Source organism: Pseudomonas sp. M20 (assembly GCF_045037865.1).
In the GTDB taxonomy this organism is placed as follows: Bacteria; Pseudomonadota; Gammaproteobacteria; order Pseudomonadales; family Pseudomonadaceae; genus Aquipseudomonas.
The window spans coordinates 4,968,793-4,991,553 of record NZ_CP173611.1 but is presented as its reverse complement, the minus strand read 5'-3'; the positions used below and the strand labels follow the sequence as shown (position 1 = coordinate 4,991,553).

Annotated in this window: 21 protein-coding genes; 12 read left to right on the top strand and 9 right to left on the bottom strand. The window is 59.5% G+C overall.

Annotation, left to right across the window (positions count from 1 at the left end; all coding sequences use genetic code 11):
• Positions 1-17 precede the first annotated feature (17 nt).
• The 7 genes from prmA to gcbA all read right to left on the bottom strand — a co-directional run bounded on the left by prmA (position 18) and on the right by gcbA (position 8,995).
• Positions 18-896 (bottom strand): 50S ribosomal protein L11 methyltransferase, encoded by an 879-nt coding sequence (prmA, locus tag ACI514_RS22205; RefSeq protein WP_038360553.1) that lies wholly within the window; start codon positions 894-896, stop codon positions 18-20.
• Between the two features lie 125 nt (positions 897-1,021).
• Positions 1,022-2,587, bottom strand: a complete 1,566-nt coding sequence (locus ACI514_RS22200; RefSeq protein ID WP_405122387.1) for a Fic family protein — start codon at positions 2,585-2,587, stop codon at positions 1,022-1,024.
• Between the two features lie 159 nt (positions 2,588-2,746).
• On the bottom strand, positions 2,747-4,105 hold the full coding sequence (accC, locus tag ACI514_RS22195; protein WP_007914602.1) for an acetyl-CoA carboxylase biotin carboxylase subunit: 1,359 nt from the start codon (positions 4,103-4,105) through the stop codon (positions 2,747-2,749).
• Positions 4,106-4,122: 17 nt separating this feature from the next.
• Positions 4,123-4,584: an acetyl-CoA carboxylase biotin carboxyl carrier protein gene (gene accB / locus ACI514_RS22190; RefSeq protein ID WP_160055470.1), complete on the bottom strand. Its 462-nt coding sequence runs from the start codon at positions 4,582-4,584 to the stop codon at positions 4,123-4,125.
• A 48-nt stretch (positions 4,585-4,632) separates the two neighbouring features.
• Positions 4,633-5,085 carry a type II 3-dehydroquinate dehydratase gene (aroQ, locus tag ACI514_RS22185; RefSeq protein ID WP_007914604.1) on the bottom strand — a complete coding sequence of 151 codons (453 nt, stop codon included), beginning with the start codon at positions 5,083-5,085 and terminating at the stop codon, positions 4,633-4,635.
• Positions 5,086-5,326: 241 nt separating this feature from the next.
• Positions 5,327-6,370 (bottom strand): methyl-accepting chemotaxis protein, encoded by a 1,044-nt coding sequence (locus ACI514_RS22180; RefSeq protein WP_405124241.1) that lies wholly within the window; start codon positions 6,368-6,370, stop codon positions 5,327-5,329.
• 954 nt (positions 6,371-7,324) lie between these two features.
• Entirely contained in the window at positions 7,325-8,995 is a 1,671-nt protein-coding gene (gene gcbA, locus ACI514_RS22175) for a diguanylate cyclase GcbA (RefSeq protein WP_160055474.1), read from the bottom strand.
• A 435-nt stretch (positions 8,996-9,430) separates the two neighbouring features.
• Between gcbA and ACI514_RS22170 the strand changes: the two genes are divergently transcribed.
• From ACI514_RS22170 to ACI514_RS22140, 7 genes are all read left to right on the top strand, one after another.
• Positions 9,431-10,498 (top strand): DUF2333 family protein, encoded by a 1,068-nt coding sequence (locus ACI514_RS22170; protein WP_160055476.1) that lies wholly within the window; start codon positions 9,431-9,433, stop codon positions 10,496-10,498.
• A gap of 3 nt (positions 10,499-10,501) precedes the next feature.
• Positions 10,502-11,059 carry an NUDIX hydrolase gene (locus ACI514_RS22165; RefSeq protein ID WP_160055478.1) on the top strand — a complete coding sequence of 186 codons (558 nt, stop codon included), beginning with the start codon at positions 10,502-10,504 and terminating at the stop codon, positions 11,057-11,059.
• A gap of 188 nt (positions 11,060-11,247) precedes the next feature.
• Complete coding sequence (locus tag ACI514_RS22160) at positions 11,248-11,619, top strand: translation initiation factor Sui1 (RefSeq protein WP_402810798.1); 372 nt, start codon at positions 11,248-11,250, stop codon at positions 11,617-11,619.
• Positions 11,620-11,838: 219 nt separating this feature from the next.
• The gene (speA, locus tag ACI514_RS22155; RefSeq protein WP_034151560.1) at positions 11,839-13,752 is read left to right on the top strand and encodes an arginine decarboxylase; all 1,914 of its coding nucleotides are present in this window, start codon (positions 11,839-11,841) and stop codon (positions 13,750-13,752) included.
• Positions 13,753-13,985: 233 nt separating this feature from the next.
• Complete coding sequence (locus ACI514_RS22150) at positions 13,986-15,317, top strand: type VI secretion system Vgr family protein (protein WP_405122386.1); 1,332 nt, start codon at positions 13,986-13,988, stop codon at positions 15,315-15,317.
• Complete coding sequence (locus tag ACI514_RS22145) at positions 15,314-16,108, top strand: DUF4123 domain-containing protein (RefSeq protein ID WP_160055484.1); 795 nt, start codon at positions 15,314-15,316, stop codon at positions 16,106-16,108. The genes ACI514_RS22150 and ACI514_RS22145 overlap by 4 nt, the downstream gene beginning before the upstream one ends.
• Before the next feature lie 17 nt (positions 16,109-16,125).
• Positions 16,126-17,001 carry an alpha/beta hydrolase gene (locus tag ACI514_RS22140; RefSeq protein ID WP_160055486.1) on the top strand — a complete coding sequence of 292 codons (876 nt, stop codon included), beginning with the start codon at positions 16,126-16,128 and terminating at the stop codon, positions 16,999-17,001.
• Here ACI514_RS22140 and ACI514_RS22135 read toward each other — a convergent pair.
• Together ACI514_RS22135 and ACI514_RS22130 are read right to left on the bottom strand one after the other, a co-directional pair.
• Positions 16,995-18,344, bottom strand: a complete 1,350-nt coding sequence (locus tag ACI514_RS22135) for an MATE family efflux transporter (RefSeq protein ID WP_160055488.1) — start codon at positions 18,342-18,344, stop codon at positions 16,995-16,997. The two genes, ACI514_RS22140 and ACI514_RS22135, sit on opposite strands and share 7 nt — an antisense overlap.
• Before the next feature lie 230 nt (positions 18,345-18,574).
• Entirely contained in the window at positions 18,575-18,868 is a 294-nt protein-coding gene (locus ACI514_RS22130) for a hypothetical protein (protein ID WP_007914623.1), read from the bottom strand.
• Positions 18,869-19,113: 245 nt separating this feature from the next.
• Here ACI514_RS22130 and ACI514_RS22125 point away from each other — a divergent pair, with 245 nt between their 5' ends.
• The 5 genes from ACI514_RS22125 to ACI514_RS22105 all read left to right on the top strand — a co-directional run bounded on the left by ACI514_RS22125 (position 19,114) and on the right by ACI514_RS22105 (position 22,696).
• Positions 19,114-19,416 (top strand): MazG-like family protein, encoded by a 303-nt coding sequence (locus tag ACI514_RS22125; protein WP_160055490.1) that lies wholly within the window; start codon positions 19,114-19,116, stop codon positions 19,414-19,416.
• Complete coding sequence (locus ACI514_RS22120; protein ID WP_160055492.1) at positions 19,416-20,165, top strand: methyltransferase; 750 nt, start codon at positions 19,416-19,418, stop codon at positions 20,163-20,165. Before ACI514_RS22125 ends, ACI514_RS22120 begins: the two co-directional genes overlap by 1 nt.
• Before the next feature lie 12 nt (positions 20,166-20,177).
• Positions 20,178-20,792, top strand: a complete 615-nt coding sequence (locus tag ACI514_RS22115; RefSeq protein ID WP_160055494.1) for a DUF4136 domain-containing protein — start codon at positions 20,178-20,180, stop codon at positions 20,790-20,792.
• A gap of 54 nt (positions 20,793-20,846) precedes the next feature.
• Entirely contained in the window at positions 20,847-21,404 is a 558-nt protein-coding gene (locus ACI514_RS22110; RefSeq protein ID WP_160055496.1) for a DUF4136 domain-containing protein, read from the top strand.
• Positions 21,405-21,748: 344 nt separating this feature from the next.
• Complete coding sequence (locus ACI514_RS22105) at positions 21,749-22,696, top strand: IS110 family transposase (protein ID WP_405122385.1); 948 nt, start codon at positions 21,749-21,751, stop codon at positions 22,694-22,696.
• Positions 22,697-22,761 lie beyond the last annotated feature (65 nt).

Here is a 22,761-nt window from a genome sequence, read left to right as displayed (position 1 = left end):
TTATGCAGGCGGACATATTAGCGCCGACGGCCGGTGATGCGCACCCAGCCATCGCGATTGGCGATCGGGTCGAGATCAAAGTCCTGGGCATAAGCGGCAGCGACTTCATCACCTTGTTCGGCAAGGATGCCCGACAGCGCCAGACGCCCACCGGACCTGACTAGCCCGGACAGTTGCGGCGCCAGCGAAACCAGCGGGCCGGCAAGAATGTTGGCGACCAGCACGTCGGCTTGAACCTGCGGCAGATCTTCCGGCAGGTACAGCGGGAACAGTTCGTCGGCAATGTTGTTGCGCCCGGCGTTGTCGCGCGAGGCTTCCAGCGCCTGCACATCGATGTCGGTGCCGACCGCTTCCTTGGCGCCGAGCAGCAGGGCGGCAATCGCCAGGATCCCCGAGCCGCAACCGAAATCCAGCACGTTGCAATCTTTCAGGTCCTGACCGTCGAGCCATTCCAGGCACAGTGCGGTAGTCGGGTGGGTGCCGGTGCCGAACGCCAGACCCGGATCCAGCAGCAGATTGACTGCGTCGGGCTCCGGCGCGGCGTGCCAGCTCGGCACGATCCACAGGCGCTGGCCGAAACGCATCGGCTCGAAACCGTCCATCCAGCTGCGTTCCCAGTCCTGATCTTCGATGACTTCGCTGTGATGCTCGGGCAGCGGGCTGCCGGTCAGCAGTTCCAGATGGGCCAGAACCGGTGCTGGTTCCGTGCCGCCTTCGAACAGCGCCAACAGATGCGTGTGCGCCCACAGCGGGGTGGTGTTGAGTTCCGGCTCGAAGATCGGCTGGTCTTCGGCGTCCATGAAGGTCACCGATACGGCGCCCACTTCAAGGAAAGCGTCTTCGTAGGTTTCGGCTTGTTCCGGGCTGATGGCGAGACGTACTTGCAGCCAAGGCATGGCGGGCACCTTTGAAAAATATTGATTGCAGCCTAGCGGCCGGCGAGAAGCGCGCAAGTTTACGCGAGCGCGGCGCAGAACACGAACATGGTTGAAGATCAAAAGATCGCAGCCTTCGGCAGCTCCTACAGGGGATTTATGTCGTTTCTGAATTGTTCATTGACGTTGAGCCATTGCTGGCCTTTGGTCGTCAGGCGATAGCGTTGTAGTCGGCTGTTTGGCTGTTCGGGAACCGTCATCTCCAAGGCATCAGCAGCGAGGGCCGGCAGAATGTATGCCTTGCGGAAGTGGTCGGCATTTTTCAAATGCATGGCGTCTTGCAGTTCTCGTCTGCTCATTTCACCGGAAACCACTTTCAGTAATGCAGCGACTTCCATGGTGACTTCCATGGCGACTTCCATGGTGGAGTGTCCAGCCGCGCTTTTTGCTTTGATTGTCTGCGGGTGGGCAGGCAGTCGAACAACATAGGAAATGCGCTCGTCATCGGTTTCAAAGAGTGGAGGAGGTGAGCCGTTATTGGTCATGACCTTAAGTATTTTGGGTATTCCCGTCGACCGGCCCTCGGTCAAATCCAGCTCTTTGAGAAACTCGCCGATTCGCCGGTTACGATAACGACGACTTACCGCTCGCCCCAGCCGCAGGTCTTCCATTCGTATCGAACGGTCTGGCCCCGGAAAGCTCAGAATCACTAGCTCTGTCTGACTGATGCGCACCTCAATAGGCTCCCGTTCCTCATATGAACGGTGGTAAACCGCATTGACCAGTGCTTCCTCAATCGCCGTGAACGGGAAATTCCATACGCGAGTGGCCTCTGCTCGGTCTGCATGCTTGATGACCGTTTCATGCAGAAAGTTGCGCTGAATATAGGCCAAGGCTTCGCGAGTGATTGAGGCGAGTGGGCCTTTGAAGACCTTTTCATCAAAGCGATCACCGTCGCTTCCTTCCGGGAACCATAGGACATCGATTTGTGTGCCGGGAAAAAAGTGATGGGGCGAGTCATTGAAAAACATCAGTCCTACATTTTTTGGCCACGGTGATTCCGTTGGGCCGCCCACAATGTTCATTTGCCGGCCGAGTGCTTCAGTGGATACATCATCTGCGTCCTCGGCGAGGGCGCTGCCAATCTCCTGCAGAAAGCCTTGCATCAACGGTTTGGAAAGATCAGTGACGCGAGCGCCAAGGTTGAAGCGATCATCAAACGGGACTTTGGCGGCAAGGCTCAAGAGCTCGTGTTCGATTTCACCTTTTGCTTCGACGGTGCTGCTGTAGCGACGGATGTAATAGTGCAGGCTTCGATGTTTGGCGGTTACTGCGGCGGGGGCTTTGTAGGGGCGGTTTTGTCCGCCTGGGGCCCACAGTACGATGAGCTTGCGGGACTCGACTTCTTCCACACTCAATACCGGGAAGTAGGCAGGTCGAATAGATTGGCATGCAGCTAACAGTTCGAGTTGAATCTTGTCGATGTCTTGATCGGCAATGCCTTGCGGAGGAAAGAACGGTACGCCGTGCTCATCACACTCCTGACCAATGACGATATAACCACCACCTAGGTTTTCGAAATCATTGGCGAATGCGCAGAGCGTGCGAATGATCGGGTCAGGATTCCAGCCTCTTTTGTACTCGATGCGCTCACTTTCGACCGTGCGCTGACGCAATAAATCGTTGAGATTGATGGGGAGTTTTTGAGGCATGGGCTGACTCTCCTTTCGTCAGCACGGTGCTGGCAAGGCCGCGATTATAGGCAGCCTGCACAGGCTACTGCCTGCCAGTAATGTTAAAAAATGACAGTATGAAACCCGCAGAAACAACAAAGCCGCCCGAAGGCGGCTTTGTCTGGTGCGGGCTGAAGCTTAGTGCTTCTCGCCAGCCAGCTTGTGCTCGAGGTAGTGAATGTTCACGCCACCCTTGCAGAAGCCTTCGTCACGAACCAGATCACGATGCAGCGGGATGTTGGTCTTGATCCCGTCCACCACGATTTCGTCCAGGGCATTGCGCATGCGAGCCATGGCTTCGTCGCGGGTCGCGCCGTAAGTGATCAGCTTGCCGATCAGCGAGTCGTAGTTCGGTGGAACCGCATAACCGCTGTACAGGTGCGAATCGACGCGAACGCCGTTGCCGCCTGGCGCGTGGAAATGCTTGACCGTACCCGGGCTCGGCATGAAGGTTTTCGGGTCTTCAGCGTTGATCCGGCATTCCAGCGAATGACCGCGGATTACCACGTCATCCTGCGTGAACGACAGCTTGTTGCCAGCGGCGATGCTGAGCATCTCCTTGACGATGTCGATACCGGTGACCATTTCCGAAACCGGGTGCTCCACCTGAACACGGGTGTTCATTTCGATGAAGTAGAAACGACCGTTCTCGTACAGGAACTCGAAAGTACCGGCGCCACGGTAACCGATGTCGATGCACGCCTTGACGCAACGAGCCAGTACTTCTTCGCGCGCTTTCTCGTCGATGCCCGGTGCTGGCGCTTCTTCGAGAACCTTCTGGTGACGACGTTGCAGCGAGCAATCGCGGTCGCCCAGATGGATCGCGTGACCCTGACCGTCGGACAGAACCTGAACTTCCACGTGGCGCGGGTTGGTGAGGAATTTTTCCAGATACACCATCGGGTTGCCGAACGCCGCGCCTGCTTCGGTGCGGGTCAGTTTGGCGAAGGCGATCAGGTCTTCTTCCTTGTGCACCACACGCATGCCGCGACCACCACCGCCGCCAGCGGCTTTGATGATCACCGGGTAGCCGACTTCACGACCGATGCGCAGCGCCGTTTCTTCGTCTTCCGGCAACGGGCCGTCAGAACCTGGAACGGTAGGTACGCCCGCTTCGATCATCGCGTGCTTGGCCGATACCTTGTCGCCCATCAGGCGAATGGTTTCGGCTTTCGGGCCGATGAAGGCGAAGCCGGAGTTCTCGACCTGCTCGGCAAAATCGGCGTTTTCCGCGAGGAAACCGTAGCCTGGGTGAATGGCGGTAGCGCCAGTCACTTCAGCTGCCGCGATGATGGCCGGGATGTGCAGGTAAGAGTGCGCGGCAGAAGCCGGGCCGATGCAGACGGATTCGTCTGCCAGACCCAGGTGCATCAGCTCTTTGTCGGCCTTGGAGTAAACGGCGACGGTCTTGATGCCCATCTCTTTGCAGGCACGCAGAATCCGCAGGGCGATCTCACCGCGGTTAGCGATCAGAACTTTTTCCAACTTCGCAGTCATCAAAGGCTCTCCGCAGTTCAAACGATGGTGAACAGCGGTTGGTCGTACTCAACCGGCTGGCCGTCTTCGACGAGGATGGACTCGATCACACCGCTGGTTTCAGCTTCGATGTGGTTCATCATCTTCATGGCTTCGACGATGCACAGAGTGTCGCCTTTCTTCACGGTCTGGCCGACTTCAACGAAGGACGGCGAGGTTGGCGAAGATTTACGGTAGAAGGTGCCGACCATCGGTGAACGGGCAACAGTGCCGTTCAGCGCTGGGGCAGCAGCGGCAGCCGGGGCTGCGGCAGCAACCGGAGCAGCAGCGGCAGGTGCAGCGGCCGGTGCTTGCATCGGAGCTGGCGCGTAGTACTGCTGAGCCGGGGTCTTGCTGTGACGGCTGATGCGTACGGACTCTTCGCCTTCCTTGATCTCGAGCTCGTCGATGCCGGACTCTTCCAGCAATTCGATCAATTTCTTAACTTTACGGATATCCATGAATCATCAACTCCCAAGGGTCGGTCAGGGGCGCTTAACGCTTGTAGTTCAAGTCGTTGCCTGTGTTTCAAGCTGTTCTAGTGCAGCCTCCAGGGCCAGTCGGTAACCGCTGGCGCCAAGGCCGCAGATCACTCCCACCGCTACATCGGAGAAGTAAGAGTGATGGCGGAAAGGTTCGCGTTTGTGCACGTTGGACAAATGCACTTCGATGAATGGGATGCTCACTCCCAGCAACGCGTCACGTAATGCGACGCTTGTGTGCGTAAAAGCTGCTGGATTGATCAGAATGAAATCGACACCTTCGCCGCGCGCGGCGTGGATGCGGTCGATCAATTCGTACTCGGCATTGCTTTGCAGATACAGCAGATGATGGCCGGCTTCACGGGCGCGGCGCTCCAGATCCTGATTGATCTGCGCCAGGGTCGTTGAACCGTAGGTGCCGGGTTCGCGGGTGCCGAGCAGGTTCAGGTTGGGGCCGTGCAGCACCAGTAGGGTTGCCATCTGCGTAGTCCTTGTTATCAATGAGCATTCGTCAGAACCCGGCGACTATGCCGCAAAGACTTTGTGACTGTCCAGTTCTATGCAATAGCCAGCACGATGGCCGATGTTTGCGCGAAATATGTGACCAAGTGATTTGATCCGGTCACTTGTGGTGTCTGGACTGACGCCTTCGCGAGCAGGCTCGCTCCCACAGGGGTATGCATTCCAATGTGGGAGCGAGCCTGCTCGCGAAGGCGGTCTATCAGACGCGGAAGGCTTGAACGGCCGTATGCAATTGCCCGCCCAACACCAGCAGATTCTCACCCTGTTCGCGTCCGCGGCCGATACGCACCAGATTATCCCCGCCCAATTGATGAATCCGCTCACTGTGATCGCGAATCTCGCTGACCGCGCCACTCTGCTGCGCAGTGACATCGGCAATGCGAATCGCCGTGTCGGAAATGGTCTGGATCGCGCCGACGATTTTATCCAGCGCGCCATCCGCCGCTTGTGCCTGATTGGCCGTGGCTTCGGCGTGTTCGACTTGCGCGCGCATGCCTTCGACCGATTGCCGCGCCGCCGTTTGCAGGCCAGCGATCAGCGTCTGAATCTCGGCTGTCGCGCCTGCGGTGCGTTGTGCCAGTGAGCGCACTTCCTCGGCCACCACGGCAAACCCGCGACCCATTTCCCCGGCACGTGCCGCTTCAATCGCCGCGTTCAGCGCCAGCAGGTTGGTCTGGTCGGCAATCGAGCGAATCACCGTCAACACGCCGCCGATGGTTGCCGACTCTTCAGCCAGATGCTCGATCATTTGCGCGTTGCCCTGAACCTCACCAACCAGCGCGTGCAGCCCGGTCAGGCTCTGGCCAATCACGGTCTGGCCATGCTCGACGGCCAATCCAGCGTGACGGCTGGCATCTGCCGCCTGCTGCGCGTCGCCGGCAACTTGCTGAATGGTTGCCTCCAGTTCGCTGAGTGAGTCACGAATCAATGCGGTGTCACCGGCCTGATGCTCGGCGCCGCTGTGCAGGTCATTACTCAGTTCGGCGAGGGTGCGGCTGCTGCCCGCGACTTGTTCAGCATTGCCACGAATGGTGCCGACGAGGTCCACCAGATAGGCGCGCAAGCGGTTGAGCGAGGCTTCAATGTCGTGCAGTTCGCGGTTTGTCTTGCCCAAGTGGATATCGCGGCTGAAATCGCCTTCGGCCCAGCTCGACAGCGCCGGCGCGAGATTGGTCAGCGTACGGGCCAGTCGCCGCTGCAAGGTGTCGATCAACAGCGCGATCAGCAGAATCAAACCGATCATCACGCCTTGCATCAAGCGTACTTCGCCTTGGATTTGTCCGTGCTGCGCGCGAACCACCGGCTCCAGTCCTGCGATAGCTAGCTGCACCGCGGCGATTTTCTGGTGGGTGGCGGCACTGAGGTCAGTGCGTTTCTGAATCTGATCGCGGGTGCGCTCAAGCTCCGCCGGATAACGTCCGAGCAAGCCGTTAAGTTCGCGCTTGAGGCCGACGCCAGCATCTTCTTCGACAGTTTTTTCCGTGTTTTCGATGCCCATCATCGCCGCGAAATCGTCGCTGCCCGATTCACCCTTGGCCACAACGCCGAGCAAGGGCAGGGCATCAATCGCTTGGGCCTGCGAGCGGATGTTGCTGACCTCGCGTTCTACATCGGCGGCCAGTTCACTGCGCCCGCTACTGACCAGTTTGTCCCGCGCCAGCGACAGTTTGCCCAAATGCTGAGAGGCGACGAGCAACGGCGTCAGATAGGCCGCATTGCCGTTGGCGTAAGTGCTGAGCTGATCGAGGCTGGCACTCAATTCTCGCTCGGCCTGCAATAGCAACGCCTGCGGATCACCCGCCAGTTTTCCGGCCGCGAGCAAGTCGGTTTTGCTGAACTCATCCAGGCCCGAGAGGCTCGGACGCAGCGTTTCAGCCAGCGCCGGCGGCAACTCATCGAGTTCTTTGCGCAGGCTATCGATGGCCTGACTGGCGCTGCTCAGGCGCAAGGCGTCACCGCTGGCGAGGTAATCCTCGACGTTGCGCGCCACGTCATTCTGAAATTGCTGCGACAACCGCAAATACCGCTCCATCAACAGATACGGGCGTTCGAGGGCTTTTTGCGACCACCACAGGGTGGCGCCGAGTGCGAGGCACACGGCGACCAGCAGCAGCGTATTGAGATTGGTGAGCAACTTCAGGCGCATGACGGCTACCAACGGCAGAAATGGTAAGCGCCTGAATTTATTGCGGTTCTGTTACAGGGTTATGACCGAATCAGTGGAATCCGATGAAAAAGTGGCACTTTGCTTTGAGTCGCGTGCGGTCTGCACGCGATTGCGTCCGGCGCCCTTGGCGCGGTACAGCGCCTCATCGGCCTGGCTGGCCATCATCAGGCTGTCGCAGTCGTCGTGCATTTCCACTACACCGGCGCTGAAGGTGCACCACAAATCCTGCGGCTGCGCCGGGTAATGGATTTCGGCGAAGCGCTGGCGGATTTCGTCGAGCACTTTGTGCGCTGCTTCTATATCGGTGTCGGGCATGACGATGGCGAATTCTTCGCCGCCGTAACGGCCGATGAAGTCGGTCTTGCGTAAACGCTGCTTGAGAAACAGCGCGAGGCTCTTGATTACCCGGTCGCCCATCGGGTGGCCGTGACTGTCGTTGACCCGTTTGAAGTGGTCGATGTCGAGCATCGCAAAGCTCAATGGCTTGTTCTCGCGACGGGCGCGGAACGAGCAGTCTTCGAGCAGTTGCAGAATATGCGTGTGGTTATACAGGCCGGTGAGGCTGTCGCGGACCATCCGTGCTTTCAGATTGCGCGCGCGGGCGGCGCGGTTGCGCACCGTGGTGATCAGGTGACGCGGCTTGATCGGTTTGGTCAGGAAGTCATCGCCGCCCTCGCTCATGGCGTCGAGTTGCTTGTCCAGATCGTCTTCGGCCGACAGGTAAATGATTGGCACGCTGACATAGCGGTCGTTGTGGCGAATCACTTTGGCCAGTTCGGTACCGGTGCAGGCCGGCATGTACATGTCGAGGATGATCAGGTCCGGCTGGAAATCCGCCAGCTCGGCCATCGCCTGAATCGGTTCGATCAAGGTGCGCGTGACGATGCCGGCGCTATTGAGCAGGCGTTCGGTATGCAATGCCTGCGCACGCGAGTCGTCGATGATCAACACTTTATAAGGTTCGTACTGGGCAACGCAGGTGAGCACTTCGATCTTTTCCAGCAGACTCGACGCTTCGAGGGTGCCGGTGAGGAACTCCTGGCCACCGGCGCGCACGGCGGCGAGACGGGTCGGAGTGTCGGTTTCGTGCAGGCTGAAGAATAGCAGCGGCAGCGGCTCTTCCAGTCCGATCTGGGCTTCGGCGGCGAGCTTCAGGCCGATGCCGGCGCCGCTGAAGTCCACGTCCATGACGATCGCTGCTGGCAGACGCTCGACCATTGATGAGCGAAAGGCTGAAACACTGTCCAGCGCCTGCGCGCTCAGGCCGAAAAACTCCAGTTGCTTGGCCAGCCGCTCGGCGCGGTCGTAGTCCTGCAGCATCACGTAGATTGGTTTGCGCAACGGCGGCAGGAAGGTCTGGTCGAGTTGGTCACCATGGCGCAGGCCGGTACGCGACAAGCGCTGCATCAAGCGATTGAGGTCGGTGATCAAACCACTGCTCAGGCGTCCGCGATTGGCGTCCACCGCTTCCAGCGACTGACCGATGTGGCGCGCAAGCTGGGTGTGTTCCGGCTGTTCGAAACGCTCGGCAAAACGCAGCAGACGCAAATTGGCCTCGCTCAGTTCGGCGAGATCGACAGTGGACCACTCACTGCGTTGCAGGCGCTGCCATATCTCAAGAATCTGACGTGCCTGATGAATTACCCGCTGGGCAAAGTGGTGCTTGAGACGCTCACGGCTGGGGTCTTCTGGCTCGGTCATATCCTGACTACTAGTTAGGCTGCATGCTGAGATCGACTGGTGGCTCTATGCTAGCACCTCTTTTCCCTTAGACGAGTGTCGTACGTCAATAATCTGCAGTGCGTCACCATTCAGTTTCTGACCGGGCGGTTTTGTTTTTGACCTTGTCGTCGATCAAGCCCCCGTGGTATGGGCACTCCCTGATTGATCAAGGCGCTATGGATGAGTTGTCAATCGTACTTTCATCCGCGCGATGAATAAGCTTTGCAAGGGTTTTCAATACCCTGCAATTCAATTGGCTGAGGCACGAGCATCGGGGATTCCCTTAGTCGTCGTCGAAGCGTCATTCGCCCACATGATTTGCGGCTTATCGTTACGCGCGGGTGCCCGGCCTTGGCACGTTGTTGTATGGTTGTGGTCGAACCGTTGAACCCAAGTGATTGAAAGGATATCGCCATGCTGGACTGGAAAAACCGCGCGGGCAGCGCGCCTGAACGTGCCGCCGAGCCCAAGTCGGCCACCCGCAGCTATGTAGGCGGGGTGCTGTTCAGCCGCGCATTGGCGACGCTGATCGGCCTCTATCTGCTGGTGACCATTGGCCTGGGCTGGTACTGGAGCCAGGAGCCGGCGCTGTTTCCGGTCGCACAAAACGCGCAAGTGGCTGCCGAGAAAGAAGGCAAGCAGATGGTGATCGGCTACACCACGGTCGAAACCTTGAAGACTGTTGCCGGCACGCTGCTCAACAAACCGGGCGGTTACATTTCCAATGACCGCTTCCCGCCAGGCCTGTGGATGGACAACACGCCGAGCTGGGAATACGGCGTTCTGGTGCAGGTGCGTGACCTGACCCGGGCTCTGCGTAAAGACTTTGCCCGTTCGCAATCGCAGTCGGCCGAAGATGCCGATCTGGCCAAGGCCGAGCCGCGTTTCAACTTCGACAACAAGAGCTGGATTCTCCCTTCCAGCGAGTCCGAGTATCAGGAAGGCATAAACTCGCTGAGCCGTTATCAGGCGCGCCTGTCGGATCCGAGCCAGAAAAACGCACTGTTCTATGCGCGTGCTGACAACCTGAATAACTGGTTGGGCGATGTTGGTACCCGTCTGGGTTCGCTGTCGCAACGCCTATCGGCCAGTGTCGGTCGGGTCAAGCTGAACACCGCACTGAAAACTGAAACCCCGGCTGTGGGCGAAGTGCCGCAGGTCGATGAGGAAATCGTCGAGACTCCGTGGATGCAGATCGACAACGTATTCTACGAAGCACGTGGCCAGGCTTGGGCACTCTCGCACCTGTTGCGCGCCATCGAAGTCGACTTCGCCGATGTGCTGGCGAAGAAGAACGCCACGGTCAGCGTGCGTCAGATCATCCGTGAACTGGAAGCCTCGCAGGAACCGGTCTGGAGTCCTATGATTCTTAACGGCAGCGGCTTCGGCGTGCTGGCCAACCACTCGCTGGTCATGGCCAACTATATTTCCCGTGCCAACGCCGCTGTGATCGATTTGCGTCAACTGCTCAATCAGGGCTGATTCATGAGTCAGAACGCCAAAGAGGCGGCCCATCGCGCCGCCTCGGATGCCGAACAGATCGCCTGGGTCGACGAGCAGGACAACCTGCTCGGCGCTCTGGTGCGCGCCGATTTGCGCGAGCGCGGGCTGATCGGCCGTGGCACGTACATCATGCTGTTCAATTCCGCCGGTGATCTTTGCGTGCACCGGCGCACGTTGAGCAAGGCGATTTATCCCGGTTTCTGGGACGTCGCGGCAGGCGGCATGGTGCAGGCAGACGAGAGCTACGCCGAGTCGGCAGCCCGTGAGCTGGAAGAGGAATTGGGTGTCAGCGGCGTAGAGCTGACTGCCCATGACCATTTCTACTTCGAAGATACCGGCAACCGTCTTTGGTGTTCGGCGTTTTCCGCCGTGTGGGACGGCCCGCTTACATTGCAGCCTGAAGAAGTCCTCGAAGCACGCTTTATTCCGGTCGAGCAGGTCATGCGGGAAATCGAGCAGAAGCCTTATTGCCCGGACTCTCTGGCCGCGTTGAAGCGCTATCTGAAGGCGCAGCAAAGCGACGTCGCAAAGAACACATGAATTGGCGCCGATTGGCACTTAGCAAGTCGCTTTTTTGCCGTTACACTGCGCGACCTTTTCAAGCTGCACCGTCCTGCTTTTATTGAAGCATCCGGTGCAGTAGCGCTGCCCCTGCCTGAGTGGGGCTTCGCGGTCGCTGACCTTGCCCAAGGTTGCGATCAGTCTTTGTCCTCCCAAGAGGATTGCCGGTGGCCAAAAAAGCCGCATCCTTCGCCGCCTTAGGTGGCTTGGTATTTTCCACCGACGCAGGTCGTCATTGCCCGGAGTGCAGCAAGCCGGTGGACGCCTGTATCTGCAAACAAACCCTGATTCCGGCCGGAGATGGCATTGCCCGTGTGCGACGCGAGAGCAAAGGCCGTGGCGGCAAAACGGTGACCACCATCACCGGTGTGCCACTGGCCGAAGACGCGCTCAAGGAATTGGCGACAACGTTGAAGAAACGTTGCGGCACTGGCGGGGCGTTGAAAGACGGCATCATCGAAATCCAGGGCGATCATGTCGAGCTACTCTTGGCTGAGCTGATCAAGCACGGTTTCAAAGCGAAGAAGTCCGGCGGCTAGCAGCCTCTGTGAAATCCATCTGCGGCTTGATCCGGGTCTGAAACATCGCAGATCCGGTGTCGTCTCCATGGTTTTCACAGAGCCTGTTCATGACCGGTTTCTAAACTCCACGCAGTCAGCGCGGTCTACCGCCGCGCTGACGAATCGTCATTTTCATACTTTAGACTGCGCCGGCCTGCGATCAGGCGACGCACTATGACTTCTTTATAGGGGACTTCGATGTCCGTACGACGCACACGCAAAGACGATGGCAGCCAATGGACAGTTGCGGACAGCCGCAGTGTTTACGGGATTCGCCATTGGGGGGCCGGGTATTTCGCGATCAATGACGCCGGTCGCGTCGAAGTTCGTCCGAACGGCCCGAGCAGCTCGCCTATCGACCTGTTCGAGCAAGTCGACCAACTGCGCAAAAGCGGTTTGTCCTTGCCGTTGCTGGTTCGTTTTCCCGACATCCTGCAAGACCGTGTACGCCAGCTGACCGGTGCTTTCGATGCGAACATCGAGCGCCTGGAATACCAGAGCAAGTACACCGCGCTATACCCGATCAAGGTCAACCAGCAAGAAGCGGTGATCGAGAACATCATCGCCACTCAGGACGTTTCCATTGGTCTGGAAGCCGGCTCCAAGCCTGAGCTGCTGGCCGTGCTGGCACTGGCGCCGAAGGGCGGCACCATCGTCTGCAACGGTTACAAGGACCGTGAGTTCATCCGTCTGGCGCTGATGGGCCAAAAGCTCGGCCACAATGTGTTCATCGTGATCGAGAAAGAATCCGAAGTTGGCCTGGTGATCGAAGAAGCCGCCTCGCTGAAGGTCAAGCCACAGGTCGGCCTGCGCGTGCGTCTGTCGTCGCTGGCGTCGTCGAAGTGGGCCGATACCGGTGGTGAAAAATCCAAGTTTGGTCTGTCGGCGGCGCAACTGCTGTCGGTGGTCGAGCGTTTCCGCGCGGCTGGCCTGGATCAAGGCATTCGTCTGCTGCACTTCCACATGGGGTCGCAGATTGCCAACCTCGCTGACTACCAGCACGGCTTCAAGGAAGCGATCCGTTACTACGGCGAGCTGCGCAACCTCGGTCTGCCGGTTGATCACATCGACGTCGGTGGCGGTCTCGGTGTCGACTACGACGGCACCCACTCGCGCAACGCCAGCTCGATCAACTACGACATGGACGATTACGCCGGTGTCGTGGTCGGCATGCTCAAGGAATTCTGCGACGCGCAGGCCCTGCCGCATCCGCACATCTTCTCCGAGAGTGGCCGTTCGCTGACTGCGCACCACGCGATGCTGGTGGTGCAGGTGACCGACGTCGAGAAACACAACGACGAAATCCCGCAGATCGAAAACAAGGAATCGCTGCCGGAAACCGTGCAGTGGCTGGTTGACCTGCTCGGCCCGACCGACATCGAAATGGTCACCGAAACCTACTGGCGCGCCACGCACTACATGAGCGACGTGGCTGCGCAGTACGCCGACGGCAAACTGACCCTGGCGGAAAAAGCCTTGGCCGAGCAGTGCTACTTCGCTGTCTGCCGTCGCCTGCACAACTCGCTGAAAGCCCGTCAGCGTTCGCACCGCCAAGTGCTCGACGAACTCAACGACAAGCTGGCCGACAAGTACATCTGCAACTTCTCGGTGTTCCAGAGCCTGCCGGACACTTGGGCGATCGACCAGGTCCTGCCGATCATCCCGCTGCACCGTCTCGACGAAGAGCCGCTGCGTCGCGCGGTGCTGCAGGATCTGACCTGCGACTCCGACGGCAAGATCAACCAGTACGTCGACGAGCAGAGCATCGAAACCAGCCTGCCGGTGCACGGTTTGAATGAAGGCGAAGACTACCTGTTGGGCGTATTCCTGGTCGGCGCCTATCAGGAAATCCTCGGCGACATGCACAACCTGTTCGGTGACACCGACTCGGTGAACATCTACCAGAACGCCGATGGCAGCGTGTACCACGCGGGCATCGAGACCCACGACACTATCGAAGACATGCTGCGTTACGTGCACTTGTCGCCGGAAGAACTGATGACCCACTACCGCGACAAGTGCGCCAGTGCCCGTATCAGTGCCAGCGAGCGCACACAATTCCTCGACGCCTTGCGTCTGGGCCTGACCCGTTCCTCCTACCTGTCTTCCTGAGACCAGGTGGCGATTTCGCCGGGTTGTCCGAATTTTTTCTGAACGTGGTGGAAAATTCGTATAACCCGGTGGGATATCTCCCAAGATCTTCGCGAAATGCTTGGCATTCCCGGCTAGCAAAGTCATACGGTCTGCTTTTCGCGTAGGTCATTTCCTAAGTTGTACTTCAGCTCTCTACTCGGCCATGGCTCTCGGCGAGAATCCCCGACCGCCCCTCCTGTAGAGATCCGCCCATGTTCGAACCAGTCAACGAGTCGTCGTTTCGTCTCGATGTTGCGGGCCTGTCCGACCCCTTCGAAGTCCTGGCCTTTACCGGTAGCGAAGCCCTCAGCGAATCCTTTGCGTTCGAGATCGATGTGTTGATCGACGATCCGCACCTGGATCTCGCCGGTCTGCTTTACCGTTCGGCGTTCCTCTGTTTCGGGCCGTCGGGGGAGGGTGTGCACGGGCAATTGCAGAGCCTTGTCCAGCATGAGCATGGACAAGGTCTGCGGTTGAGCCGGATCCGTCTGGGGCCGAAACTGGGTTGCCTGGCGCTGCGCTTCAGCCAACGAATCTTCAGTGGCCGTTCGGTGCCGCAGATCATCGAACAGGTGCTCAGAGAGCATGGGATCGTCGGTGCCCAGCGCCGCTTCGAGTTACACGGGGAGTACGCGCCCCGAACGTTCTGCACCCAATACCGCGAATCCGATCTGCAACTGCTCCAGCGCCTGTGCGCGCAGGCGCGGATTCACTATTACTTTGAGCACGACCGTGACCGGCATTGTCTGATTTTCGCCGATGATCCGGCGCGGTTGCCCTTGGCCGGTGCCGCGCGGTATCAGCGCGAGGACGATGGGCATAACGCTGCGCGCACCTTGCACCACTGGCAGTTGCAAGAGACCGTGCAGGCCGGCTCATCGGGCCTGCAACAGGCCGAAGGTCAAAGTGAGCTGGCGGAGTTGCGCAGCGGTCATTGGCTGCGATTGGCCGGTCATCCTTTCGCCGAATGCAATCGCCCATGGTTGCTCACTCGTATTGAACATCGCGCCGATCCCTCCCTCGAACGTCCCTATGCCAACCACTTGTTTGGGGCGCTGCAGGTGCCGTGTACATCAGCCACAGCGCCATCGCGCATGCACAGCCTGCAACGAGCCTGGGTGGTGGAGGTCGATGAGCCACAACCCGATCGTTTGCGCCCGGTGGCGGTGCAATTCGATTGGCTCTATCAAGGCGAAGGCGCTGCGCCGAGTCACTGTTGGCTACCGCTCGCACCGTCCTTGGCGCAAACGCCAATGGCGGCGCTGAGAGATGGCGTCGAGGTGGTGGTGAGCTTTTTCGAGGGTGATCCGGATCAACCGATGATCAGCGGTGTATTGCAACCGCCACTTGCCCTCACCGACACCGACAATGCCCCGACACTGCCCGACAACCTGGTGAGTGAAGGCCTGCAGCAACTACTGGCGTGTGGTGAGCCGTTGGTGCTGTTATGCCTGATCCCCGGCGGCGGCAGTTTCAGTCACTGCGCAGAACCAGTGTGCAGTTGTCGACTGGTCACCGCCCTTGAACAGAGTGGCGCAACATGAGTGGTGTGGCGTTTGAGCCCATGGCGCAGTGGCTATTGCTCGATGGCACGGATGCACCGCAGGCCTTGCGGGTATTGCGCCAGGCCTTTGCCGACGTGCGGTGCTTCAAGCTGTTTGATGGCACCGAGTTTGAACCGGTCAGCGAGCATGGCCCGCGGCTGATCGAGTTACGCGATTGCCCGGCGCTGGCCGCGTTGTGTCACAGCGATCCGAACACCTGGCGCGGGCTGTTGCTGGGCAGTGAGGTCTCGGCGCAACAGTTGCTGAGACACTTGCAGCGCATGCTCACAGTGTCGTTCGGATTGAGTCATCGGGCCTTGCTCAGCTATTACAACCGACAGACCGCGAGCTATTTTTTCGACGCCTGTAACGCCACCGAACTGAGCCGCTGGCTCGGCCCGATCCGCCAGTTGCGCTGGTTCGGCGGAACCTGGGCCGATTGCGCAATTGGCAGCCAGGGCTGGCAGCAGTTGCGCAATCCGGGGCTTGCCGTCGAACCGTTGAGCATCGAAGAAAGTCTGACCCGGCGCCAGCGCGAACGCTTGCAGACTTGCCTGCTGGAACAACACATCTGGCGCTGGTGCCAATCGTTGGGAACCGATTACGCGACGATGTCCTCCCATGTTCAACAAGGTCTGGCGCTGGGATTCAGCGATCGCACCGTGCTCGATGGCTGGTTATGGCTACGCTTGCTGCATCCGCGTGCCGTGCTGGTGCCACCGCCGGTGGGGCTGACCCAGCAGCAGCGGCTTGACCATGTACGACGCCAGTGGCACGGCGATCAGTCCTGAGGCGAGGTTCGGCGCGTATGACACGGTTTTTCCGGCAATGGATTGGCACAGTGATCGGCATCGTGTTGCTGCTGGTGCTGAGCGGTTGTTCGCCGGTGCAGGTGCTCAATGCGCTGACCCCGGACAGCACTTACGAAAAAACCGTGGGCATCGCGTATGGCGACGACCCGCGGCAGAAGCTCGATGTATATGTGCCGCATCAGCCGATGTCCGGCGCGCCGGTGGTGGTGTTTTTCTATGGCGGCAGCTGGAACAGCGGTTCGCGCGTCGACTACCACTTTGTCGGAGAAGCGCTGGCGTCGCGGGGGATTGTCACGGTGGTGGCGGATTACCGCTTGTATCCGCAAGTGCGTTATCCACTGTTTCTGCAGGACGGGGCGCGGGCGGTGGCGTGGACCAAAGCGCATATTCGCGAGTTTTCCGGCAACCCGCAGCGCTTGTATTTGATGGGCCACAGCTCCGGCGGGTACAACGCGGCGATGCTTGCGCTGGATGGTGAATGGCTTGCGGCCGTGGGCATTTCGCCCAAGGATTTGCGGGGCTGGATCGGTCTGGCCGGGCCTTATGACTTCCTGCCGATCAAGAATCCCGAGGTGCGCCCGGTGTTCTTCTGGCCGGACTCACCGCCGCAATCGCAACCGATCAATCATGTCAGTCGCGGCGCACCACCCGCGCTGCTGATTGCCGCGAGCAAGGATGATCTGGTCAACCCGACGCGCAACACCGGCGGTCTCGCCAGCAAGCTGCGCGAGGCCGGCGTGCCGGTGCAGGATCTGTATTACTCGCGGCCCAGCCACATAACCTTGGTGGCCAGTCTGTCGCGACCGTTGCGGCGCCTGGCGCCAGTGCTCGATCAGGTCGTCGGGTTTATCGCGCGCACGCCGAGTCAGTGAGCAGCGCCGCTGAACCAGCCGTCGTTGCGCTTGAGCCACCAGGCTTGGGCACCCAGGGTCAGGCTGCGCAAGACCATGAACAGCAGAAAAGATATCCACAGGCCGTGATTGCCCAAGTCTTGCAGCGCCCAGGCGAACGGCAGGAGCAAAACCACGGTGATCAGCATGCCGTTGCGCATTTCCCGAGCGCGGGTGGCACCAATGAACAGTCCGTCAAGCAAGTAACTCCAGACCGCAATCAATGGCAGCACGGCGAGGTAGGGCAGGTAGACGAACGCTGTGTCGCGTACGCTCTGGATATCGGTCTGCATCTCGATGAACAGGTGCCCGGCGAGCAAAAACAGCGCGGCAAATCCGAGGCTGGCGATCAGCGACCAGCCGCCGGCCACCACCAGTGAACGACGCAAGGCCAGACGATCGCGGGCACCGATGGCGTGTCCGCACAAGGCCTCGACGGCATGGGCCAGGCCGTCCAGCGCATGCGCCGTGAGTAGCAAGCCATTAAGCAGCAACGCGTTGGCGGCCACCGTCGAATCGCCCAGCCGCGCGCCTTGTACGGTGATCAGGAAAAACACCGATTGCAGCGCCAGGCTGCGAATGAAGATATCGCGGTTGACCGCCAGCAACGGGCGCCAGCTCTGCCAGATTTTCAACGCCGCCCAGACGATGTGCCCCGGATACGCCCGCAGTGCCTTGCGGGTCAGCAGTAGTCCAAGCAGGGCGCCACTCCATTCGGCGATCACCGAGGCCCGCGCCGAACCGACCACGCCCCAGTCCAGGCCGATGACGAACCACAGATTGAGGACGATGTTGATCAGGTTGGTGCTCAGCAGAATCGCCAGCGGCGCCCGGGCGTTTTGCGTGCCGAGAAACCAGCCGACCAGCGCATAACTGGCCAGCGCCGCAGGCAGTCCGAACAAGCGCGTGTGGAAAAAATCACGAGTGAGCTGATCCAGCTCCGCCGACGGTTGCATGAAGTGCAACGCAACACCACTCAGCGGCACACCCAAAGTGCCAAGCACCAGTGCCAGCCCCATCGCCAGCAGCAAGCCTTGCAACAGAATCTGCCGCAATGCTGCACCGTCGCTGCGCCCCGCAGCCTGCGCGGCAAACCCGGTGGTGCCCATGCGCAGGAAACCCATGGCCCAGGCGAGAAAGGTGTACAGGCTGGCGCCGACCGCCACCGCGCCCAACTGATGGGCGTGGGGCAGGTGGCCGATGACAGTGCTGTCGACCAGCGCCACCAGCGGTACGGAAATATTGGAAAGAATCATCGGCGCAGCGAGCGCCCAGACCTTGCGGTGAGTTGGGCGGTCGCGCCAGTCGGCGATCAGAGTGGACATGCGGGCTCCTTGGGGGAGCGGCATTGTAGCGGTAGAAGCCACCCTCACCCCAGCCCTCTCCCAGAGGGAGAGGGAGCCGACCGAGGTGTCTGGCGTCATCCATCGACCTGAGAGAATGTGCCGATTATGGATTCGCTGACACTCGCTCAAGTCGGTGTAGCTCTTGAATATCCCCCGGTCAGTCCCCTCTCCCTCCGGGAGAGGGTTAGGGTGAGGGGCTCTTCAACGGCCTAATGAATAATCCAGCTCAATAACCACAACCCGAGCAACAACCAGATAATCCCGGCAATGATCGACGCATTCATGAACGCGCGAATCGCCGACCACAACAGCATCAGCCCGACGATCAGCGCGATGATGCTGATGATCGAGGTGTCCATGCCCAGCGTCTTCGCCAGCCCGTCGACAAAGTTGCCGCCGGCATTGCTCAGAATGTTGAACAAACCACTGAGGCCATCAACGATAAAGCGGATGACCGAACCGAGCGCCTGGCCGAGCCATTCGAAAAAGCTTTCTACCTGCATGTGTGCATCCTGATGAAAGAGCTGAGCCTTGGGCCACAACGCGGGTGGCCGAGTTCCCTGCATGATAGAAGGTTTGCACCCATTCTGTGTGGGAGCGAGCCTGCTCGCGAATACGGTGGATCAGATAACTGATGGGTTGAATGACACACCGCTTTCGCGAGCAGGCTCGCTCCCACAATAGATCATCTGTGCTGCTTGCCTTTGGTGGGTATCCCCCCGAAGCTATACGCCTTCAGGAGAGCCCGATGAACCTTGTTGAACTGACCGAACGCCTGCACGCCATTCGCGACCGCAATGACTGGCGGCAATTTCACAGCCCGAAAAACCTTTCCATGGCGGCGAGTGTCGAGATGTCCGAGCTGGTGGAAATCTTCCAGTGGCTGACGGAAGACCAGTCGCGCCAGTTACCTGCTGACAAACTCGCCCATGCCGGACAGGAAGTTGGCGACATCGTGCTGTATCTGTTGCTGCTGTGCAGCGAGCTGGGGTTGGACATGAATGAAGTGGTGCGCAGCAAGCTCGCCGACAGCGAACGGCGGTTCAACTGATGAGCGACCGGCATTTCGATCAGTTGGCGACGCGTTTCGCCGAAAAAATCTACGGTGGCGCCAAAGGTGCGATCCGTCTCGCGGTGTTGCAGGCTGACCTGGCCGAAGCGTTACCGGATCGCCCGTTGCGGGTGCTCGACATTGGCGGTGGTCTTGGCCACATGTCGCTGTGGCTGGCCGAACGCGGCCACGACGTGACTTTCACCGAGCCGGCCGCACCGATGCTCGACGGCGCGCGTCAGCGCTTCGCCGAAGCCGGGCAGACCGCGACATTCATTCAGGCACCATGGCAGGAACTGCTCGGCCAACTCACTGAACCGTACGATCTGGTGATCTGCCACGCCGTGCTGGAATGGCTCGCCGAACCCCACGCGATCCTGCCGGTGCTGCATCAACTGACCAAACCCGGTGGCTGGTTGTCGCTGGCGTTCTACAACCGCGACGCGCTGATCTACCGCAACCTGCTCAAAGGCCATTTCAAGAAAATGCGCAAGAACGCCATGGCCGGCGAAAAGCAGAGTCTGACTCCGCAGCAGCCGCTCGATCCACGAGAATTGGCAACGCAACTCGACGGCCTGTGGCAGGTCGAAACCCAGAGTGGGATCCGGGTTTTCCATGACTACATGCCAGTGGAATTCCAGGCCCGCGCCGAACTCGTCGATTTGCTCGAGATGGAGCTCGCTCACCGTCGTCACCCAAGCTTCGCCGGGCTTGGGCGCTATTTGCACTGGATCTGCCGGCCGATCTGATCGGAGCGCGACATGAAAGCTCAATCCGGGTTACTGCTGATGTGTCTGGGCTTGGCTGCTTGCCAGAGCAGCAACCCGTACGTGGCGCAATCGCGGCCCTTGCCTCCGGCGCCGCCGCAAGCGGTCACCACCTTCGACCGCAGCGCGTACCCGGCACCGCCGCGTGACTATGGGCGTTATCGCAGTTGGGCCTGGCTCAACGGGCAACTGCCGCCGGGCACGGCCTGGGCCGATTCGGCGCAAGTGGCCGAAGCGGTGAGCAATGCGCTGGATCAGCGCGGCTTGCGCCCGTTGCACGACAATCGCCCGGCCGACTTGCTGGTCAGCGCCGATCTGCGTCTGGAAACCCGCTTGCGTCAGGTCCAGGACGACTACGGTTATTACGGCGGTGGATACGGTGGCTATGATCGCTATGGTCGCGGTTACGGCATGTACAACACGGTGCCGATCGTGCGCACCTATTCCGAGCAAGTCGTGGTGGTGCAGGTCAATCTGTTCGACGCCGGCAGCGGTCAGCCGGTGTGGAGCGCGAGCGCCGAAACCGCGAACAAGGGCAGCGAAATCGATCGCACCGACTCGATCCGCGAGGCTGTGGAAAAGGCCATGTCGGCGTATCCTCCCAGTTAGCTTCCTGCCAATCAGAAGCTGCCGCAGGTTCATGTCTTCAACCGGAGAAAACCCATGTTCCGCCGTCTCGCTTTACTGGCCATGGCCGTGCTGCTCAGCGCCTGCGCCGCCAACCAGGTCAACCATGACTTCGATGCCAGCCGCGACTTTGCCGCCTATCGCAGCTGGAGCTGGAAAGACCCCGCCCTGCAATACCGCCCCGATGATCCGCGGATCAAAAGCGACCTGACCGAGCAACGCATTCGCCAGGCTGTGGCCGATCAGCTCGACCAGCGCGGTTTGCGTCCAGCGGCGGCGGGTGCCAAGGGTGACTTGTATGTGCAGACTTACCTGATCGTCGAGGATCGTCAGCAGCAAGTGACGACCAACTACGGCGGCGGCTGGGGCGGCCCGTGGAACGGCTACTGGGGCGCGCCGATGTACAACGAAACGCGCAACATCACCTACAAGGTGGCGACCATCCAGATCGACCTGCTCGACGGCAAGGATGGCAAACTGGTATGGCGCGGCAGTGATGAGCAGATGCTGTCCGGCAAGCCGAATCCCGATGATCGCAGCAATGCCATCCGCGAGACGGTCGGGCGGATTCTGGCCAACTATCCACCGCGCTGAATCCGTTAAAAAGTCGGAGCTGTTGAGCTCCGATTTTTTTGTTCCACCCTAAATTCTAATGTGGGAGCGAGCCTGCTCGCGAAAGCAGGGTGTCATTCAACTGTTATTTATCTGACACGACGCCTTCGCGAGCAGGCTCGCTTGTATGGTAGGACTTGAAGGGAGGAGGAGGGACAAGGCTCGATTCTGACTGTTAGCGCAGTACAGACCGTGGGAGATTTCACCCTCCTCCTTTCACCCAAGCGCCGATAAAGAATGCATCTGGCCTAGACCGACGATAGGAACAAGCCTGCGCCTCTGGGTGAACCCTTCAAGTGTTCAAACCTTAGCCCGGAGGATTTCTCATGGCAATGCCCGTCGCTACTACTCAGTCGATCATCGGGGTTGATGTCGCCAAGGATGAACTGGTGATTTATTGCGCCGAATCAGATCAGCTCGAGACAATCTCTAACACCAAAGCAGCAATCAAAAAATGGCTCAAAACTGTAGCCAAGCCAGTGGCAATCGCCATCGAAGCCACCAATATCTATCACCAGGAATTTGCTGATCTGGCGCATGCCGATGGGTGCGTGATCTATATGGTTGGCGGTTATGAGCTCAGCCATTACCGCAAAGGCGTGAACGTTCGCGCGAAGACTGATGCGCTGGATGCCCGATTACTGGCCCGTTATCTCACAAACGAAGGGGACCACTTACGCCCTTGGACACCGCCGTCGCCCTTGTATTGCCGGCTCATCAGTCTTTTCCGGCGCCGTGCGGCTCTGGTCCAGGCTCGTGTCAGCCTCAAGCAGAGCTGGGAGAATGAGCCGTTGCTCAAAACCGCTTTCAAAAATCAGATAAACGCCATGCAAAGACTGGAAATCCTGCTGGAGAAAACGATCCTGACGCAGATAGACGAAGCCGATTTAGGTGCTCAGCTCAAGCGTTGCATGAAGGTAGAAGGCATCGGTACGTTGACCGGTGCCCGCTTGCTCGCATCCTTTCAGCGTGGGGACTTCAAGAATGCCGACGCTTTCATCGCCTTTCTAGGCCTGGATCTGCGCATATCTGATTCAGGCAAAAAGAAAGGCCGTCGCTGCCTGACCAAACGAGGCGACTCAGAGGCGCGTCGGTTGCTGCACAACGCTGCAATGGCGGCGAGCCGAACCTCGGCGTGGAAAGGATTTTATGAGGCTTTGAGAGAGCGCGGACTGAGCACTACCCAAGCACTGGTTGCACTAGCCCGCAAGCTTGCGCGGGTGGTATTTGCTCTGTTGAAAAACCAGAGCGAATACTCACCTAAAGCCGTTTAGGGGCTAGGCATGAACCATAGAATCTCCCACAGGGATGTTTGTCTGTTCAAAATGGCGCGTTGCCA

What these genes read in the sequence shown, in the direction of transcription:
- ACI514_RS22180 (WP_405124241.1), bottom strand. Translation starts at nt 6,370, where the DNA reads ATGATCGGTTTGATTCTGCTGATCGCGCTGTTGATCGACACCTTGCAG.
- ACI514_RS22105 (WP_405122385.1), top strand. Translation starts at nt 21,749, where the DNA reads ATGGCAATGCCCGTCGCTACTACTCAGTCGATCATCGGGGTTGATGTC.
- ACI514_RS22125 (WP_160055490.1), top strand. Translation starts at nt 19,114, where the DNA reads ATGAACCTTGTTGAACTGACCGAACGCCTGCACGCCATTCGCGACCGC.
- aroQ (WP_007914604.1), bottom strand. Translation starts at nt 5,085, where the DNA reads ATGGCAACCCTACTGGTGCTGCACGGCCCCAACCTGAACCTGCTCGGC.
- accC (WP_007914602.1), bottom strand. Translation starts at nt 4,105, where the DNA reads ATGACTGCGAAGTTGGAAAAAGTTCTGATCGCTAACCGCGGTGAGATC.
- ACI514_RS22110 (WP_160055496.1), top strand. Translation starts at nt 20,847, where the DNA reads ATGTTCCGCCGTCTCGCTTTACTGGCCATGGCCGTGCTGCTCAGCGCC.
- ACI514_RS22115 (WP_160055494.1), top strand. Translation starts at nt 20,178, where the DNA reads ATGAAAGCTCAATCCGGGTTACTGCTGATGTGTCTGGGCTTGGCTGCT.
- ACI514_RS22135 (WP_160055488.1), bottom strand. Translation starts at nt 18,344, where the DNA reads ATGTCCACTCTGATCGCCGACTGGCGCGACCGCCCAACTCACCGCAAG.
- ACI514_RS22145 (WP_160055484.1), top strand. Translation starts at nt 15,314, where the DNA reads ATGAGTGGTGTGGCGTTTGAGCCCATGGCGCAGTGGCTATTGCTCGAT.
- ACI514_RS22200 (WP_405122387.1), bottom strand. Translation starts at nt 2,587, where the DNA reads ATGCCTCAAAAACTCCCCATCAATCTCAACGATTTATTGCGTCAGCGC.
- accB (WP_160055470.1), bottom strand. Translation starts at nt 4,584, where the DNA reads ATGGATATCCGTAAAGTTAAGAAATTGATCGAATTGCTGGAAGAGTCC.
- ACI514_RS22150 (WP_405122386.1), top strand. Translation starts at nt 13,986, where the DNA reads ATGTTCGAACCAGTCAACGAGTCGTCGTTTCGTCTCGATGTTGCGGGC.
- prmA (WP_038360553.1), bottom strand. Translation starts at nt 896, where the DNA reads ATGCCTTGGCTGCAAGTACGTCTCGCCATCAGCCCGGAACAAGCCGAA.
- gcbA (WP_160055474.1), bottom strand. Translation starts at nt 8,995, where the DNA reads ATGACCGAGCCAGAAGACCCCAGCCGTGAGCGTCTCAAGCACCACTTT.
- ACI514_RS22165 (WP_160055478.1), top strand. Translation starts at nt 10,502, where the DNA reads ATGAGTCAGAACGCCAAAGAGGCGGCCCATCGCGCCGCCTCGGATGCC.
- speA (WP_034151560.1), top strand. Translation starts at nt 11,839, where the DNA reads ATGTCCGTACGACGCACACGCAAAGACGATGGCAGCCAATGGACAGTT.
- ACI514_RS22140 (WP_160055486.1), top strand. Translation starts at nt 16,126, where the DNA reads ATGACACGGTTTTTCCGGCAATGGATTGGCACAGTGATCGGCATCGTG.
- ACI514_RS22130 (WP_007914623.1), bottom strand. Translation starts at nt 18,868, where the DNA reads ATGCAGGTAGAAAGCTTTTTCGAATGGCTCGGCCAGGCGCTCGGTTCG.
- ACI514_RS22170 (WP_160055476.1), top strand. Translation starts at nt 9,431, where the DNA reads ATGCTGGACTGGAAAAACCGCGCGGGCAGCGCGCCTGAACGTGCCGCC.
- ACI514_RS22120 (WP_160055492.1), top strand. Translation starts at nt 19,416, where the DNA reads ATGAGCGACCGGCATTTCGATCAGTTGGCGACGCGTTTCGCCGAAAAA.